Consider the following 17,944-nt stretch of genomic DNA (forward strand, 5'->3'; position numbering starts at 1 on the left):
TCCTTAGAATGATTCATTCTTCTGAATAAAGTTCTTGGTTCTATTTGGAAAATGGTCCGATTCTGTACGTTAGTTCTTCTTCATGTTCGTCCCCAGGAAATAATTCCTCTGCAAAACACTCTGAGACCTTACAGTTTGTTTCGTGGTCCCGGGCTAAGCGTTTAAATAAGGCCTGGGAAGCTTTGTTGGATGGAGTAACGGTTGCTTCTACGTATCGAACACCCTCACAACCTTCGCGTTGCAGCAGGCTGTTTAACAGTCGGGAGGCTACACCTTTCCCTCGCTGCGATGCATCTGTGCCAACCTGCCAGATAAACAGTACATCTTCCTTTTCTGGAGGGATGAAAGCTGTTACAAACCCGACAACTTGATCATTTTGCTTGGCTACTATGCAAGTTTCCGCGAAAAATTCACACATCATAATGTATTTATACGGTGAATTTTGATCGAGGGTTGAGTTGTCAACAAGCTCCCACATGGAAGAGCCGTCTTCAACAGTTGGTTTTTCAAAGGATAACGTATCTTCAGTTTTAGTGATTGTGGCAGTATTAGGATTCATTAGAAATCACCTGTTTCATTTCCAATAGTTTAATGACATTGGCCTCCTTTAAGAATTCTAGTGACTTAACGACAGTTGCCCAGATCATTCGTTAATAATGAATGCTTCCGATTGAAGATCCACTATTTGGAATAAATCTGGAATTGTTAACGTTTTTATAATAGGGGGATGCGTAAATTTAATCAAACCTGCTTAATCTCGATAAATTGGCATTAATCTTTATAAATTGGAATGGCACACACTAAGTGGCAGTTCCTTCTAGTTTGCTTATGTATAGTTGAATATACAGAAGATTTTAAGATATTTGGAAATTTGTTGGTTTTTAAAATACGGCTTCATCCCATATGTGGCAAAGGGTTTGGAAGAATGGCGCGGGGAGCGCGTTTTCAGCAAATAAAATTCAATTACGAAATCAAATTTTGGCAACATTCTATGTGCCAAACATGCGTTTAGATTGTATTGATGCCAGTGATGTAACCGTTTTATCATTAGGTTTATAAAGAAATAATTAATTTTGAGACGAGGAGTGAGATAATGTCTGAGAAAAATAAATCAGGCTTTAGAGCAAAAGTTCAAAAATTCGGTAGCTTCCTTAGTGGAATGATTATGCCGAACATTGCCGCTTTTATTGCTTGGGGTATTATAACTGCATTATTTATCGAAAGTGGATGGCTGCCAAATGCTGATCTTGCAGAAATGGTAGAGCCGATCTTATTTTATCTATTACCTATTCTTATTGCTTTTACCGGCGGCCGATTGGTTTATGGTCTCCGTGGTGGAGTTGTCGGTGCGATATCTACGATGGGAGTGATTGTATTCTCAGAGGATGCGCCGATGTTTTTAGGAGCTATGGTCATGGGGCCGGCCGGCGGTTATGCAATCAAGCAGATTGATAAACTGTTTGAAGGCCGGGTCCGTCAAGGATTTGAAATGCTTGTTAACAATTTCTCAGCAGGTATTCTGGGAACCATCCTGACGATTCTTTCTTATTACGTGATGGGTCCGATTATTTCAGGGTTGACAAGGGCCCTTGCGGTCGGGGTTGAATTTTTAATTGATGCTGGACTTCTTCCTCTAGTAAACATATTTATAGAACCGGCCAAAGTTCTGTTCTTGAACAACGCAATTAACCATGGGATTTTAAATCCGATTGGTGCCAGCCAGCAATCGGAGCTTGGCAAATCTATCTTATTCATGCTTGAATCCAATCCGGGACCGGGATTTGGTGTTCTGCTTGCCTTTATGATTTTTGGAAAAGGGGTTTCAAGACAGACTGCACCCGGCGCTGCTATTATCCAGTTTTTTGGCGGAATTCATGAAATTTATTTTCCATATATTTTATCCAAACCTGCGCTGCTATTGGCAGTTATCGGCGGGGGTGTAAGTGGTACAGCTACATTCGCTGCCTTTGGGGTTGGTTTAAGTGCGACGCCTTCTCCCGGCAGTATCTTTGCCTATATGGCCTTAACACCAAGAACGGATTATGTTGGTGTTATTCTGGGAGTTCTTATTGCGACAGTTGTCTCTTTTCTTATTGCTTCTTTCATTTTGAAAGTAAGTAAACAGGAGGAAGAGGGAGATCTAACACAAGCCACTGCTAAGATGGAAGACATGAAAGGTAAGAAAAGTAGTGTTTCTGACAACCTTTCCCATGAAGAGCAATCGGAAGAAGCTGCACCTGTCCAAGAGCGTTCAACTGACGAAGTCCCTGCCTTAAATCGGGAAAATGTAGAGAAAATCATCTTCGCCTGTGATGCAGGAATGGGGTCAAGTGCGATGGGGTCTTCTTTATTAAAGAATAAGTTTAAGAAGGCTTCCATAGATATTGACGTAACGAATATGGCGATTAATGATCTTCCTTCTGATGTCGACGTCGTTATTACCCATAAGGATCTGACAGAACGCGCTATTCAAAAAGTGCCTGATGCTTATCACATTTCAGTAGAAAATTTCTTAAATAGTCCAAAGTATGATGAACTTGTAGAAGAATTAAAATCTGATCAATAGTTAAAGAGGAAAAGAGTCTGAGTCATTTCAGGCTCTTTCTTTCGATAATATTATTAAATTTTGGCAACATTAAACGTGCAGGATTTTGCTTTTCTTACTATTGTTTTGAAGGGATAGAAAGGCATATGATGAAAGGGAAGATTGGTTGGTATTTAAAAAGTGTCATTAACAGGAGGGGGTGGAAGCGGTATGTATATTACCGGAAGAGAACGTAAGATACTGCAGCTGTTAATCGATGCGAGAAATGAACTAACAGTAAAGTCGGTGGCTGATGAATTAGATGTAAGTCCTCGTACGATTCATCGTGACTTAAAAGGGGTAGAGGAATCTCTTAAGTCCTACGGGCTTACACTTAAGAAGAAATCAGGAAGCGGTCTGCTGCTGCAGGGTGACCAGGAAAAGCGGCAAAAACTCCTAATGGAGATCAACCAGCAATCCGCTATTGATTATACACCGGAAGAACGGCATCTCATGATTTTATCTCGATTACTTGAAGCGAAGGAGCCTGTTAAATTGCTCTCTCTTTCACATGAACTCGGGGTGACCGTAGCTACCATTAGTAATGACCTCGATAAGATTGAAGGCGAACTTTACGGCTTCCACCTCACTCTTATACGAAAACGAGGATATGGTGTTGAAATCCAGGGGGAAGAAGCAAAGATTCGTGAAGCCATCGGGTTTTTGATCATGCGGTATATGGACGAGCTCGATCTCTTGAATATCCTGAGAGAAAATATCGGAGGGATAGCTGAATCCCCTGTCGACACTGTTTCAGATCAATTACTTGGGCTCGTGGACAAAGATAAGCTGGCGTCTATAGAGCGGCACGTGGAAGGGATTAGATCTTCTCTAACTTATGACTTGGCAGATAGTGCATACCTGGGTCTTGTCATCCACCTTGCTTTGGCGCTGGAACGCATTCAAAAGGGTGAAATAATTGAGATGGCAGATGAATATCTAGAAGATCTTCGCCATTCTCAAGAGTTTGAAATTGCCAGAGAGCTCATTAACCGTCTGGAAAAAACGTTTGAATTAAACATACCTGAAGCGGAAACGGGCTATATTACGATGCACCTCATGGGGGCGAAGGTACGTTACACCCAGGATGCTTTCTTAGAAGCCACAAGTTTAAGTGTAGCTTTTAAAGCGAAACAATTAATCGAATATGTTTCCAGCCGGATCGATGTGAATTTACATGAATCCAGTCACTTACTGAATGACTTAGTCGTTCACTTAAAGCCTAGTGTTTATCGGATTAAACAGGAAATGGACATACAAAATCCATTAGCAGATCAAATTGAAGAAGATTATAGAGAACTTTTTTCGATTGTGGAAGAGGCTGTCCGGCACGTTTTCACAGAATTTCGCTTTCCGAAAGAAGAAACTGCATTTCTCGTCATGCATTTTGCTTCCGCGTTACTGCATAACACCTATTCAAAAGGTTTAAGAGTCCTTGTCGTATGTTCAAGCGGGATTGGTACAGCTAAGATGCTAGCTGCAAAATTGAGCCAGCAATTCAAAGAAATAGAAGCAGTGGAACATGAATCTTTGTTTGATTTAAAGAATATTGATCTATCCGTCTTTGACCTTGTCGTTTCCACGGTAGGGCTTGCAGATCATGATCAATATATTCTGGTCAATCCAATGCTCCCTCCCGCTGATGTTCATAGAATTGAGCATGCAATCCGCAGAACAAAAGTGACAAAACAAACAAGTAAACAGGGACTAGGATCTGTGGTCAAGTCTAAGGATCAAACAATAAAAAGTATTCAAGATTCAGTGCTAGCCGTCCAGCGTTACGCAACGGCTGTCCATCAGATTTTGGATTCCTTAAAGGTCGTCAACGTTTCAGGAGAGAGTTCAGATGAAATGATAAGAGCAGCGGTTATGCCGTTGGAAGAAATTGAATTCATAACCGATGCGGAGGCTGTCACGCAATCTCTTTTGGAACGTGAAAAAGCCGGCGGGCTGGGAATCCCTGACACTACTCTTGCTTTATACCACTCGCGGTCAGAGCAAGTAAAGCAGCCGCTGTTTACAATAAACATCCTGGAGCATCCCGTCTGCGTTCCTGGTATGGGGGGCATCGATATAGAAATATCTACTATTCTCCTCATGCTTGCCCCGCAGTCTATTAACAAAGAAGGACTGGAAGTATTAAGTTTTCTAAGTTCTTTAATTGTTGAAGAACCAAGAGCTATCGAGACCCTACAGTCGAAAGATAAAGAAGCAATTGTGCATTATGTATCAAATCAACTGCATCAGTTTTTTCAAAAAGAATTACATTAAAAAGGAGAATGACAATGTCTGATAACATCCTAACTACTAATAACATTGAGCTTAATGCAAAGCTGGACAACAAAGAAGAGGCCATTCGCTTTACAGGGAAGATTCTTTATAATCAGGGTTATGTAGCAGCCGATTACATTGATGAAATGCTGAAACGAGAAGAGTTAACTTCTACATTTATGGGGAACCAAGTCGCGATTCCACATGGTACAGAAGATGCGAAAAAATCTGTAAAGGAAACAGGTATTTCGATCGTAACAGTTCCTGACGGTGTGGATTTTGGAGATGGCAATATTGTGAAATTGCTGATTGGAATTGCCGGAAAGGGAGATGATCATTTAGAAGTTCTTTCCCAAATTGCTATTGTATGCTCTGAAGAAGAAAATATTGATAAAATTCTTGCTGCAGAAACGAAAGAGGAAGTACTGGCGATCTTTAGTGAGGTGAGCTAAATGAAGGCAGTTCATTTTGGAGCAGGTAATATAGGGAGAGGGTTTATTGGTGCTCTGTTGAATCAATCAGGCTATGAAACGATTTTTGTTGACATTAACGATGAGGTTATTGAAGCACTTAATAGTAAAAATTCGTACAAGGTCCTTCTTGCTGGCGCTGATGATTTTTTATATGTAGAGCAAGTATCAGGGTTAAATAGTAAAACGGCTGAAGAACAAATTATTCATGAGATCAGTAAAGCTGATCTGGTTACGACGGCAGTAGGTGCAACGATACTCCCGGTTATCGCTCCGGTGATTGCCCAGGGTTTACAGCAGCGTGTAAATGATCAACAAGGCCCGCTGAACATCATTGCTTGTGAAAACGTGATTGGAGGAAGCTCGCTTTTAAAAGAAAGTGTATATGAACATATTCCATCCGAACACAAAAGTAAATGTGAGACGATGTTTGGTTTTCCAAATGCAGCGGTCGATCGAATTGTTCCTGACCAGAATCATAAAGATCCTTTAACTGTAGAAGTAGAGCCGTTCTATGAATGGGTTGTTGAAACAAAAGATATAAAAGGAAAACGTCCGGACGTAAAAGGGATTCATTATGTAGAAAATTTAACTCCATTTATTGAACGAAAGCTGTTTACAGTTAATACCGGCCATGCAGCAGCTGCTTATTTAGGCAGAAAGCACGGCCATTCCACAATAAAAGAGTCAATGGATGATCAAGCGGTCCTGGATAAAGTAAAAGGTACATTAGAGGAGACAGGGTTCGTTCTAATCGGGAAATATCAATTTAATCGTGAGGGTCATCATGATTATATTAATAAAATAATTGATAGATTTAAAAACCCTAGTATTTCAGATGAAGTAACTCGGGTAGGGCGAGGCCCGATCCGTAAATTGGGGCCGAAAGATCGGCTGGTTAGACCGGCTGCTGAGTATGTTGACATAGCAGGTGAAGCGCCTCGTCACTTACCTGAAGTCATTGCAGCAGCACTCTTATTTAACGACCCTAATGATGAAGAATCTCAAAAGCTTCAACAATCAATTAAAGAAAATGGGGCACTGAATGCTCTGTTAGAAGTAACAGAGCTTCCAGCAGACCATCCAGTGATCAAACAAGTGAAAGAATATTTGAGTCATTGATTAACAAGGCAGGGGAGACAGTTCCCTTGCTTTTTTGTTTAGAAAAAAGCAGGAAAAGAACAATGGGCAAAGAATTGTACTCTAATAGGTAAGATTTTAAGCACTTAGAATATACATGAGATAATAAGGTGGAGTAAACGTGACAAAAATTGCAGTAATATCTGATATTCATGGAAATAAGACAGCGTTAGATGCAGTAATGGACGATATCCGTCAAAGAGGAATTGAACGAATTGTGTGCCTGGGAGATCTTATTGGAAAAGGGCCGCAGGGATCGGAGTGTATCCAAGTTATTAAAACAAAATGTGAAAAGGTTGTAAGGGGCAATTGGGACGTTTTTATTCAGGACTCTTCTGATGACGACTTTATTCAATGGTTCAAGGACCAGCTTTCTAGAGAGGATTATGAATATTTAGCTTCTCTTCCTTTCTACTTTGATTTAGAAGTAAACGGACAGGTAATCAGGTTCTTTCATGCGTCCCCGAGGAGTGAATTTGAACGAATTCTTCCTTTTCATTCACTGGAAAAACGACTGACAATGTTTGAAAATAGTGAGCACACGGGAGCAGTGCGGCAACCTGATATCGTCTTTTATGGTGATATACATACTGCTTTTTTACATACATATGAGTGCGGTATCTTGTGCAACACCGGAAGCGTCGGCAATTCACTGGATTTAACTTCTGCTTCTTATGCGATTATTGACGGCTCTTACTCGACTAATTGCATACAATTTATCCGTGTAAACTACGACCGTGAAGCTGAACTGCAAATCTCAAGAGATCGGGATCTGCCTGAATATGAAAAGTATCGAGATGAGCTCTTGTTTGCCAAATATCGTAACGCACAATAATATATGACTTTAGGAAGGGGCAGTCAAATGAAGTTTGCTATGAATTACTCACCAGAAGCTCAGAAGCTGATCAGTCAATCACTCATTGATTTAGACTTATTTAAATGCCCTGATTTTGATCCATTATTAGTTCAACAAGCGGAAAAGAGTAAACCCTCTTATATTCATTTTGATCTTGATGCGGGGCATGGTGAACTTCCCTCGGTGAACTGGAGTCAAATTGCAAAGCTGGCTCAACAGACGCAGACTCCTTTTGTTAACTTGCATTTAGTTGCTTATTCCAAAGATTTTCCCTCCATTCCGAGTGCAAGTCTGGCTAAGGAAGATGTAAAGGTTATTAAAAAGCATATTATTGATGACATTCAGCATGCGGTAAATCAATTTGGAGCAGAAAAGGTTATTCTGGAGAATGTGGTTTATCGGGATCATAACAGTGACATGCTGCGGGCAGTTGTTACCCCGGAGCTAATCTCTGAAATTGTTTATGAAACGAAGTGCGGCCTGCTGCTGGATATTGCTCATGCTCAAATGACCTGTTACTACTCTGGAGAAGATGTATACAACTATATCAGCCGTTTTCCACTTGATCAGCTCAAAGAACTTCATATTACTGGAATTCAACAGAAAGACGGGAGTTATAGAGATAGTATGCCTATGAGTAAAGCGGATTGGAAACTGGCTGAATGGGCATTATCCAATATTAAAGAAGGAGTATGGAGCGAGCCATGGGCTGCTTCTTTCGAGTATGGAGGAGTCGGCCCTATTTTCGAATGGCGTACTGATTCAGGAATTATTGAAGAACAGACACCCCGTTTATATAAACTAGTTAAAAATATATAAGTATCAGCCAAGCACAATTTTTTGTGCTTTTTTTGTTTTTTAGAAAATTATAAAAGTCCAGGCCGTGGATACTTTTTTGCAGAGCAACATCCGGCGTCTTTGCTCACACACTCGGTGCATAATCCATCCTTCGGCCGTTTGGCTTCTGAGTGTCGTACCTGCCAGGGCGCGAGCCCCCTTTGTTCTTTTACTACATCAGAATAGATTTACCAAGATGTTAAGAAAGAGGGAGTTTAAAGTGTCGAAATTTAGGGTTAAGTAAAGTATCTAGTTATCTATTCCTATATCATTCTTATCATTAAATCTACATAACAACTGGTGGTAACTGGAGAAGTTTTAATAAAGTGGGGGAGATTATTTGAAGAAACTAATCATGGGCGTTTTACTAGGCGCCGTTGTCGCCGGAGTCGTAGTGTTTTTAGCAAACGCCGACGGCAAAGAATTTGGTTATGGTTCAGGCGGAGAGGAAGAAGAAGGTGAACGTACAGTCGAGGGAGATTCGGAAATGATGACTGAACAAGAAGGAATAAATGAGGTCATTCAGTCCTCTTATAGTCAAGGAGAATATGATTTGAACGAGCCTCTTGTGATTGAAGATCCTTATGGCGCAGCTCCTTTAACAGCTTTAGCTAAGTTTGAGACTGAGGAAGCACAGGAAATCACAGTAACCGTTCAAGGTCAGAATGGAGGGGGAAATATCTCCCATACATTTGATGGTTATGAAACAGAACATGAGGTTCCAATTCTCGGTCTTTATCCGGACCACGATAACACAGTAGTACTGGAAGCTGAAAACGAAGACGGAGATACTTCTGAAACGGAACTGACGATCACTACAGACCCGCTACCTGACAATTTTTTAAATACAGAATTGATCGAAGCCGATAAAGAACGTATGGAAAATGGTTTAACGTTCGTGGTCCCTAGTGGTGAATATGCATACGGTGTCGATTCAAATGGGGATGTCCGCTGGTATTCCTCTATGCCGAACAGCCATGTCTTTCAACGTCTTGAAAATAATAAACTTGTATTTTTAACTCAAAAGGTAGAACAATCGGGTCAGTATAATCTTATTCTGGAAATGGATATGTTGGGACAAGTATCATTTGGATCTTATATTGACGTAACTAATTTTGAAAATTGGGGTGTCGTCCACCATGATGTGATTGAACTGCCAAATAATAATTTTCTGGCCACTGACCATGATGGTTCTGGCTATATTGAAGATGATATGGTTGAAATTGACCGTGAGTCAGGTGAGATGGTCGATGAATTAAATATGAAGGATATATTCCCAGAAGAGATGTATGAAGATTATGACGGTCCTTCTTCTGATGAAGGAGACTGGTTCCATCAGAATGCGGTCTGGTATGACGAACATGATGAAGATATTCTAGTTTCCAGCCGCCACCAGGATGCGATTGTTGATATGAGTTATCCTGATGGAGAGGTTGAATGGATTCTGGCTGATCACGAAGGATGGCCTGAAGAGTTCCAGGATCATCTTCTTGAACCGCAAGGGGAAGATTTTAAATTCCCTGGAGGCCCTCACGCTGTTATGACACTTCCGGACCAGGATGAGAACCCGGATACTACAGACGTTTTGTTATTTGATAACAACATTGCTGTTGTCAGAGGAGATGAAAATCAGAGTGAAGAATTCAGCCGTGCCGTTCAATACCGTATAAACACTGAAGATTTTACTGTTGAGGAAGTATGGTCTTACGGAGAAGAACGAGGGGAGGAATTTTTCTCAAATATTGTAGGTGATGCAGATTACCTTGAAGCCACAGGTAATCGATTAATTACTTCAGGACATGCCTTTGGAGAAGGAGATGATCTCCACAGTCGTATTGTTGAAACCACAGACGACGAAGAAGCTGAAGTTGTATATGAACTTAAAGTTTCAGGTTTTGAAGAAGGAGAAAGCCGTCAAGCTTATCGAGCAGAGCGTATGCCTCTTTATCCTGAGGAATGGGAGTTTAACTTACAGAATGAATAATGTAAAAGCACGAAAGAACGAGGGGGTCCTCGTTCTTTCGTGCTTTTCTCTATCTTATGACTGCTTAGCGTCCCACTCTTCATCTGTGGGTGGAGAGGTGCGTTTTACAAAGATAGCTAGAATTAATGCTACAAATGATAAAGCAGACACCACCATAAACGCAACGTTCACACCAAATATATCGGGTGTTTCTGTCGTCTGCTGCTGTTCGGCGGTCATAGCAGTAGTTGTCATTATTGTAACCAGGATCGCAGTACCAACTGAAGCAGCAATTTGACGCATCGTATTATTCATCGCTGCTCCGTGTGGAATGAGTTTAGGCGGCAGTTCGTTTAATCCTGCTGTTGTGACAGGCATCATAACCATAGACAACCCAAACATCCGGATCGCATACGCGATCATGAGGTAAGACAATGAGGTCTCAGTATCGAGCAGCCCTAGTGCTATGGAAGATGCGGTCATAATGGATAACCCTGTGATTGCCAGAATACGGGCTCCAATTCGGTCAAAAATCCTTCCGGTAATAGGGGACATAAAACCAGAAATAAGCGCCCCAGGCAGCAGCACCAGCCCTGATTCCATTGCTGAGAAGTCTCTCATATTTTGCATATACAATGGAATTAAGGTTTCCGCTCCAATTAATCCCATAAAGGATACCATGCCGATGGCAGTTGTAATTGTAAACGTTCGTAATTTAAACACTCTAAATTCCAGCATAGGATGACTTTGTTTCAGTTGACGGATGATAAAAATAAACAATATAGCAGCACCAGCAATCAATACGCCAATCGTAATGGGACTGCCCCAGCCGTTATTTCCGGCACTGGTGAAACCGTATAATAATCCACCGAAACCAAAGGACGATAATAATATAGATATAGGATCTACTTTAGGGTTTTTAAGTTCAGTCACATTTCTAAGGATCTTATACGCTACAATGATCATAATAATCGCCAGCGGGAAGATAAACCAGAATAAGTAGCGCCACGTATAATTTTCTGTTACCCAGCCAGATAACGTTGGTCCAATAGCAGGGGCGAAGGAAATTACAAGTCCGATGTACCCCATGGCTGCTCCTCTTTTTTCTACTGGAAAAATGAGCAGAAACACGGTTTGCATGAGCGGCAGCATTACGCCTGCTCCAGCTGATTGAATTACCCGGCCAAGCAGTAGTACAGGGAAGTTAGTTGCAATTCCTCCCACGACCGTTCCTAGTGCAAAAACACTCATCGCCGCCATAAACAGCTGTCTGGTCGTGAATTTTTCAATCAGAAATGCGCTGATTGGAATCATGATTCCATTGACAAGCATAAATACGGTAGTCAGCCATTGTGCGGTATTCTCTGAAATATTCATTTCCTCCATAATAGGAGGAATAGCTGTAATCATTAGGGTTTGATTTAATATAGTAACAAATGAACCAGCGATAAGCAGGGCGGCGATAAGAACTTTGTTGTAGTTTTGCGGCATAGCCAGTCCTCCTCTATGTAAAAAAGAAATCTACAATTCTATTATTTAGTGACCTAATGAAAAATTATACTCTTAGATGATAAGCATGACAACTAAGTTGATTTCTTTTTTAAAAGAATTAGAAAGGCAGCAAAACGATTGGTGAATAAATTAAAAACATGCATAAGAAGGGGGGATTTCAGAATGTAAAGGCGATGCTGTTTACGGGGCAAGACAAGTTTTTTCTTCCTATTTAAATAGAAAGAATTGAAAAAGGAGGCCAAATCAATTATGGAGCTGGCAGAAGATGCTCAAGGAATTTTATGCTTTTTATGAGGGACGAGAGATTGTAGAGATCGGTAAGGGATGAAGATGCACCATGTGGAGAATAAAAAGACGAGTAGAAATTTCATTAAACGCGTATATTTAAAGAAGAGAAATAATAGAAGAAAAAGGGGTAAAATCAGGGAGATGGGTTTGGTTCTATACTAGGAAGCATTCATATTCATTCAATCTATTTAATAGTAATTTTTCAAGGTGTTATTAAGTATTAAAAATCTTTCGCCTTAATGATATTGAAAACCCATCTTCCTATTCCTGTTTTCCTTAAGCATAAACAAGTGATAGACGACTTCCTTTCCAATAGGGATTGCCCATTATCGGTTAACGAGCGGCTAACAATTTAGGCTGCTGGCTGATCTTGCGTAAGATGTAGAGTTGATCCTGTTTTGATAACATCCTCCAGCTGCTTACTTTAATTTTCACTTAAATCTCCTCCATGGATAGATTTAATTGCTGTATATTAGCTTATACCGTCATTTTAAACATTTTAAACAACAAAAATTTCTACAATGTTCGCATAGAGAGTAAAATGATATGATGATTGGTCAATGAACACGGGCCAGATATGACTCAGGAAGACTGCGCAAAAAGAAAGAAGGCAGAAGTGATCGGACGTTATTATCTGTCGGAGTCCAAAATATTGCTGTAACGGGTCTGCTTAATTTTTAAAAAAATATCTGGGAAATGCATAATATCTGCACATTTCCCGGGGAAGCATAAAGTAGGGTTTAACCTATCCCGTTATTGGAAAATGTAAAATAGGTCGATAAAATTACTCATATCTAAGGAGGATGAATATGTCTCACTTAAAGTATCAATCAACAATTGAAAAGCTGCATGAATGCATGGAAGCCTGTAACCATTGTTACGATGCTTGTCTTCAGGAAGATGACGTGAAAATGATGGCTGAATGCATAAGAACAGATCGGGAATGTGCTGATATCTGCAGTTTTCTTGAACAGGCATTAACTAGAGGTACTCCTTTCGCAGCTGAACTGGCTGAGGCTTGTGCAAAAATTTGTGAAGCATGCGGGAATGAGTGTAAAAAACATGACCACGATCACTGCCAGCAATGTGCCGAAGCCTGCTTTGCCTGTGCAGAGGAATGCAGGAAGCTTACTGCTTAATAATGACACTATGGAGAAGCGATGTGCAGTCACATCGCTTCTTTTTTACTTTAAGAATTTTGTTAAAGAATGCTGCTTCCTCCATTAAACTTGGTGGTAAGCCCATTTTATCTAATGGCTGTATGAATTTAAAAAAATTAGAAAAAACCCGTTGACTTTTAAAAATAGCCATGTATAATTATAAACAATTAGTAATAAACATACAGAGAATAAACACAAATTGATTCTACGATGAAGAGAGTAAATGTAATCAGAATCCAAGCGAATCAGGGTTGGTGTGAGCCTGATATTCGAACTGCATTGAAACGCACTTCGGAGAAGTTCTGGTGAATATCCAGTAGTCAGAGCCGGGAACGCCCGTTATCAGTATACGAGTTGGTCTATATTGTAGACAATTAGAGTGGTACCGCGGATGATACAAAGTCCGTCTCTTATGTTAGAAGAGGCGGACTTTTTTTAATGGAAAATATACGGAAATATACAAGGAGGCATTTGCTATGTCAAAACCAAAAGTAGTATTAGCATATTCAGGTGGATTAGATACCTCAATTTCAGTGAAATGGATTCAAGAGAAATATGGTTACGACGTGATTGCGCTTGGACTTGATGTGGGAGAAGGAAAGGATCTTGAGACCATTCGTCAAAAAGCGCTTGATGTAGGAGCTATTAAGGCGATCATGGTAGATGCAAAAGAAATGCTTGCTAAAGACTACCTTATGCCGGCACTAAAAGCGAACGCGCTTTATGAAGGAAAGTATCCATTGTCTTCTGCATTGTCTCGTCCATTAATTGCAAAGCTGCTGGTCGATATAGCTGAGCAGGAAGGGGCAGTTGCTGTAGCTCATGGATGCACAGGTAAAGGAAATGACCAGGTTAGATTTGAAGTGTCTATCCAGGCACTGAATCCTGATTTAGAAGTAATAGCTCCTGTAAGAGAATGGGGAATGAATCGTGATGAACAAATCCAGTACGCAGAGGAAAAAGGCATCCCTGTTCCCGTTAATCTGGATAATCCTTTTTCAATTGATGCCAATATCTGGGGCCGTGCTTGTGAAGCGGGTGTTCTAGAGGATCCATGGATGGAAGCACCAGAAGCAGCATACGCGTGGACGAATCCGATCGAAAAAACTCCAGATACCCCTGATACAATTGAAATTGAATTTGATCAAGGGATTCCTGTCGCACTCGATGGGCAGCAAATGGATCTTGTACCTCTGATCGAAAAATTAAATGACTTAGGCGGAATGCATGGTGTCGGACGTATCGACCATACAGAAAATCGTCTTGTCGGTATCAAATCCAGAGAAGTATATGAGAATCCGGCAGCGATGATATTAATCAACGCTCATAAAGAACTTGAATTTATTACTCTTACAAGAGAAGTTTCTCAATATAAAGTGAACGTTGAACAGCAGATGTCTAAAATGATCTACGATGGACTGTGGTATTCCCCGCTTCAGCCTGCACTTCAGGCATTCGTGGAGGAAACTCAGCAAGTAGTAACAGGAACTGTGAAGGTGAAGCTGTTTAAAGGTCACTACAATGTCGTAGGCAAGAAGTCTCCTGTAAGCCTGTATAACGAAGCGCTTTCCACTTACTCTAAAGACGATGCCTTCGATCATGATGCTGCTGTGGGATTCATTAAGCTTTGGGGACTGCCGACAAAAGTAAATGCTGATGTGCATAAATCGAAAGAAATTAAGGCAAAGAAGGAACCGGTGAGTGTGAATGAGTAAGCTTTGGGGCGGAAGATTTACGAAACCAACCGATAAGCTGGTCGAAGAGTACACCTCTTCGATCGGTTTTGACGTTAAACTGGTATTGCAGGATATTCAAGGCAGCAAAGCTCATGTTAAAATGCTTGGCAAGTGCAGCATTATCACTGAGGAGGAAGCTGCTCAGATCACAGAAGGGTTACAGTCAATTGAAAAAAAGATTGAAAATGAGGAAGTAGAATTTTCCGTAGAAGATGAAGACATCCATATGAATATCGAAAAGCTTCTGATTGAGGAAATAGGCCCGGTGGGAGGAAAGCTTCATACCGGAAGAAGCCGTAATGACCAGGTTGCGACTGATATGCACTTATATTTAAAGGAAAAAACAAACCAGCTTATAGGGTTAGTGGAGGCTGTTCAAAAAGCACTTGCCGATCAAGCAGAACATCACGTGGAAACGATTATCCCAGGCTATACGCATCTCCAGCGTGCCCAGCCTGTTTCATTCGCTCATCACCTGCTTGCGTATTTCTGGATGTTTGAACGTGATAAACAACGTCTGCAGGACAGTATCAAGCGAATTGACTGGTCTCCGCTTGGAGCAGCTGCGCTTGCGGGTACTCCTTACCCGGTCGATAGAAAGATGACAGCTGAGGCGCTCGGATTTGAGAACGTTTATCCCAACTCATTAGACGCCGTCAGCGATCGTGATTTTATCCTGGAATTTTTGTCAATCTCTTCCATTTTAATAACCCATATTTCCAGACTTTCTGAGGAGTTAATTCTTTGGAGCAGTCAGGAGTTTGATTTTATTGAACTGGATGACGCGTTTTGTACAGGATCAAGTATAATGCCGCAGAAGAAAAATCCGGATGTACCGGAGCTGCTTCGCGGGAAGACAGGACGTATATATGGCAACTTAATGGGTCTGCTGACACTGCTTAAAGGTCTTCCTCTCGCATACAACAAGGATATGCAGGAGGATAAAGAAGGCATGTTTGACACAGTAGAAACTCTGGACGGAGCCTTATCTTTACTTGCTCCAATGCTTGCTTCCATGGAAGTAAAGGGTGCTAATATGCGTCAGGCTGTAAATGAAGACTATTCTAATGCCACAGATATTGCTGACTATTTGGCTGTAAAAGGGATGCCTTTCCGTGATGCTCACGCGGTAATTGGGCAGGTTGTATTGTATGCGATTGAGCAGGGGAAATATTTGCTTGAATTGAAGCTTGATGAGTACCAGCAGTTCTCCGAGTTGTTTGAAGATGATATTTATGAAAAACTAGCTCCAGATCAAGTGGTTGCCGCCCGCAGCAGTGAAGGCGGAACAGGTTTTAAACAGGTGAAGGAACAACTTGATCTTGCTAAAAAGCATATATAATTAAGAAGCCTCTTCGATTAAAGAAGGGGCTTTTTATCGCTTTTAAAAAGTTATAGTTCAGCTTAAATAGGGAATAGTGTAAGTACAATAAAAAACAAGGAGAGGGTGGTAGCTGTGACGAAGCATATTGAAGCTTATTTTAAAACAGAAAACGATGCGGAAAGTGCCAGAGCAGAGCTGCAGAAGCTGTCTGTATCAAATGAAATGGTGGAAGCTATTCCCGAAGAGTCCCGTTTGACAGGAATTGTCCCTATCTTGAATCAAAGCCAGTCAGCGGGCGTAGCTAATTTCAGTGATGTGATTAAGCCCGATAAAGCAACTTCCCGGGAGGACACGCCGCCGGAAACGAATTATCTTACTCATTTGCTGCACTTTGATGTCGATCGCGACGAATACAATGATGCACTGGCAATCTTGACTACGCACCAGGGGCATATGGATCAGGATAAATTGTAGAAGGTTAAGCGATGCTCTCGTATGGAGGGCGTCGTTTTTTGTAAGGATTAGTTCTTATACACGGAGTTTTTCCTTACATATACATACTTGCTAAAAAGATTCCGAGTGCTTTCTGGTAGATTTCATCAAACTGTCTGATAGAAAGGGGATTGATGCCCTGACCAAGCTCTACGGTGAATCCCGGCTTTCGAAAGTCTTGAATAAACCAGTCTTTGTAACCGGCAAAGCTGTAAACATAGCGAATAGGTTCAAAACTGCTGACGCGGGAGAATTCATTTACAATTTGCCTGGAGCGTGGAGGTTCACAATTTTCATACCCCCAGTAAATTACTTCTCCCTGTGTATGGAAGGCAAGCATCGTTTCATAGTTTAACTCGCCTGCTAATTCAGCCATAGCTTTGCTTTCCGGCTCTGTCAGAGGGCTATAACCGGGGAAGTCTCTCGGTTTTGGCTCTTTTGGTTTACGTGCGGCTTCCATCTCCCAATTCGCGGGGTATTGATTATTTAAGTCGACACCTCTAATATTAGCCTTCCAGCCACTAAAGTCAGTACTGCCATTATTTATTTGTATCGCTGATTCCCCATATGACCCATTTGGAGGTCCGTTTAAGACAAGATCGACTCCATCCGGATTAACCATGGGAACAATGGATAAAGTGATTTCGCTGTAAAAGGGGCCCATCACTCGGCCGCGGATGGTTTCATTATTTGTCAATGCCAGAAGGTAGCTGTTGACAAACTCCATAATGACACAAGTGGTAATCCATTCCTGTGCGTGAAAGGAACCGTCCCAATGAATAACTTTATCTCCATCGCCTATCTGAAGTTCAATAAGACTTTTTCCCATTACGCTTTTTCCAATTGCTCGTGTTTTCATAAATGGATACAACTCAGTGAGGTTTTCTAAGTCAGAAGTCATTGTTTGATAGTCGTACTTTTCACGTGGGTGTATGATGGCTGATGTAACTCTAGTTGGGATTTTAACCGTTTGGCCGATTCGAAGCCCATTTGGGTTCGAACGGGGGTTGACCAGAAGTAAACTATCTATTGATAATCTTCTGTTCGTAGCAAGTTTGTAAAATGTATCTCCTGGCTCTATGGTATAATTTTCTAAGCGGTAACCGGGAATATGAATGGTCTGTCCACGAGATAAAGAAGCCGGATTAATGTTAGGATTAGAGTGAATGATGAGAGGGAGTGGCACGTTAAAGGTATTGGAATAGTACCATAACGAATCGCCGTTTCTTACTTGTACGTCCACTTATAGCCACCTCCTAATATGGAGTATCTCTATACTATATGGTACTTTAAAAATAAAAATGTCAACGC

The 17,944-nt window shown here is 41.1% G+C and carries 14 protein-coding genes and 1 other annotated feature; of the genes, 11 read left to right on the forward strand and 3 right to left on the reverse strand.

What is annotated here, in order from left to right; translation table 11 throughout:
- Window positions 1-40: 40 nt before the first annotated feature.
- Entirely contained in the window at window positions 41-559 is a 519-nt protein-coding gene (ectA, locus tag C1A12_RS18745) for a diaminobutyrate acetyltransferase (RefSeq protein WP_101846361.1), read from the reverse strand.
- Between the two features lie 534 nt (window positions 560-1,093).
- Between ectA and C1A12_RS18750 the strand changes: the two genes are divergently transcribed.
- From C1A12_RS18750 to C1A12_RS18780, 7 genes are all read left to right on the forward strand, one after another.
- The gene (locus tag C1A12_RS18750; protein ID WP_101846362.1) at window positions 1,094-2,566 is read left to right on the forward strand and encodes a PTS mannitol transporter subunit IICB; all 1,473 of its coding nucleotides are present in this window, start codon (window positions 1,094-1,096) and stop codon (window positions 2,564-2,566) included.
- Window positions 2,567-2,755: 189 nt separating this feature from the next.
- The gene (locus tag C1A12_RS18755; RefSeq protein ID WP_101846364.1) at window positions 2,756-4,855 is read left to right on the forward strand and encodes a BglG family transcription antiterminator; all 2,100 of its coding nucleotides are present in this window, start codon (window positions 2,756-2,758) and stop codon (window positions 4,853-4,855) included.
- A gap of 14 nt (window positions 4,856-4,869) precedes the next feature.
- Complete coding sequence (locus tag C1A12_RS18760) at window positions 4,870-5,307, forward strand: PTS sugar transporter subunit IIA (RefSeq protein ID WP_101846366.1); 438 nt, start codon at window positions 4,870-4,872, stop codon at window positions 5,305-5,307.
- Entirely contained in the window at window positions 5,308-6,447 is a 1,140-nt protein-coding gene (locus C1A12_RS18765; protein ID WP_101846368.1) for a mannitol-1-phosphate 5-dehydrogenase, read from the forward strand.
- 139 nt (window positions 6,448-6,586) lie between these two features.
- A complete protein-coding gene (locus C1A12_RS18770; RefSeq protein ID WP_101846370.1) occupies window positions 6,587-7,300 on the forward strand; it encodes a metallophosphoesterase in 714 nt (237 codons plus the stop codon).
- Between the two features lie 27 nt (window positions 7,301-7,327).
- Window positions 7,328-8,140, forward strand: coding sequence for a DUF692 family multinuclear iron-containing protein (locus tag C1A12_RS18775; protein ID WP_159462231.1), 813 nt, complete (start codon window positions 7,328-7,330; stop codon window positions 8,138-8,140).
- A 358-nt stretch (window positions 8,141-8,498) separates the two neighbouring features.
- A complete protein-coding gene (locus C1A12_RS18780) occupies window positions 8,499-10,142 on the forward strand; it encodes an aryl-sulfate sulfotransferase (protein WP_101846373.1) in 1,644 nt (547 codons plus the stop codon).
- A gap of 54 nt (window positions 10,143-10,196) precedes the next feature.
- Here the strand turns inward: C1A12_RS18780 and C1A12_RS18785 are convergent, their stop codons facing one another.
- The gene (locus C1A12_RS18785; protein WP_101846375.1) at window positions 10,197-11,612 is read right to left on the reverse strand and encodes an MDR family MFS transporter; all 1,416 of its coding nucleotides are present in this window, start codon (window positions 11,610-11,612) and stop codon (window positions 10,197-10,199) included.
- 1,118 nt (window positions 11,613-12,730) lie between these two features.
- Here C1A12_RS18785 and C1A12_RS18790 point away from each other — a divergent pair.
- From C1A12_RS18790 to C1A12_RS18805, 4 genes are all read left to right on the forward strand, one after another.
- Window positions 12,731-13,060: a four-helix bundle copper-binding protein gene (locus tag C1A12_RS18790; RefSeq protein WP_101846377.1), complete on the forward strand. Its 330-nt coding sequence runs from the start codon at window positions 12,731-12,733 to the stop codon at window positions 13,058-13,060.
- A 219-nt stretch (window positions 13,061-13,279) separates the two neighbouring features.
- Window positions 13,280-13,495, forward strand: a binding site (T-box leader).
- A 62-nt stretch (window positions 13,496-13,557) separates the two neighbouring features.
- The gene (locus tag C1A12_RS18795) at window positions 13,558-14,796 is read left to right on the forward strand and encodes an argininosuccinate synthase (protein ID WP_101846379.1); all 1,239 of its coding nucleotides are present in this window, start codon (window positions 13,558-13,560) and stop codon (window positions 14,794-14,796) included.
- Window positions 14,789-16,159, forward strand: coding sequence for an argininosuccinate lyase (argH, locus tag C1A12_RS18800; RefSeq protein WP_101846381.1), 1,371 nt, complete (start codon window positions 14,789-14,791; stop codon window positions 16,157-16,159). Before C1A12_RS18795 ends, argH begins: the two co-directional genes overlap by 8 nt.
- Before the next feature lie 114 nt (window positions 16,160-16,273).
- On the forward strand, window positions 16,274-16,615 hold the full coding sequence (locus tag C1A12_RS18805) for a hypothetical protein (protein ID WP_101846383.1): 342 nt from the start codon (window positions 16,274-16,276) through the stop codon (window positions 16,613-16,615).
- 73 nt (window positions 16,616-16,688) lie between these two features.
- Here C1A12_RS18805 and C1A12_RS18810 read toward each other — a convergent pair whose 3' ends face one another.
- Window positions 16,689-17,876, reverse strand: a complete 1,188-nt coding sequence (locus C1A12_RS18810) for a M14 family metallopeptidase (protein ID WP_101846385.1) — start codon at window positions 17,874-17,876, stop codon at window positions 16,689-16,691.
- Window positions 17,877-17,944 lie beyond the last annotated feature (68 nt).

It is taken from the genome of Halobacillus sp. Marseille-P3879, from assembly GCF_900240285.1.
Lineage (GTDB): Bacteria > Bacillota > Bacilli > Bacillales > Halobacillaceae > Halobacillus_A.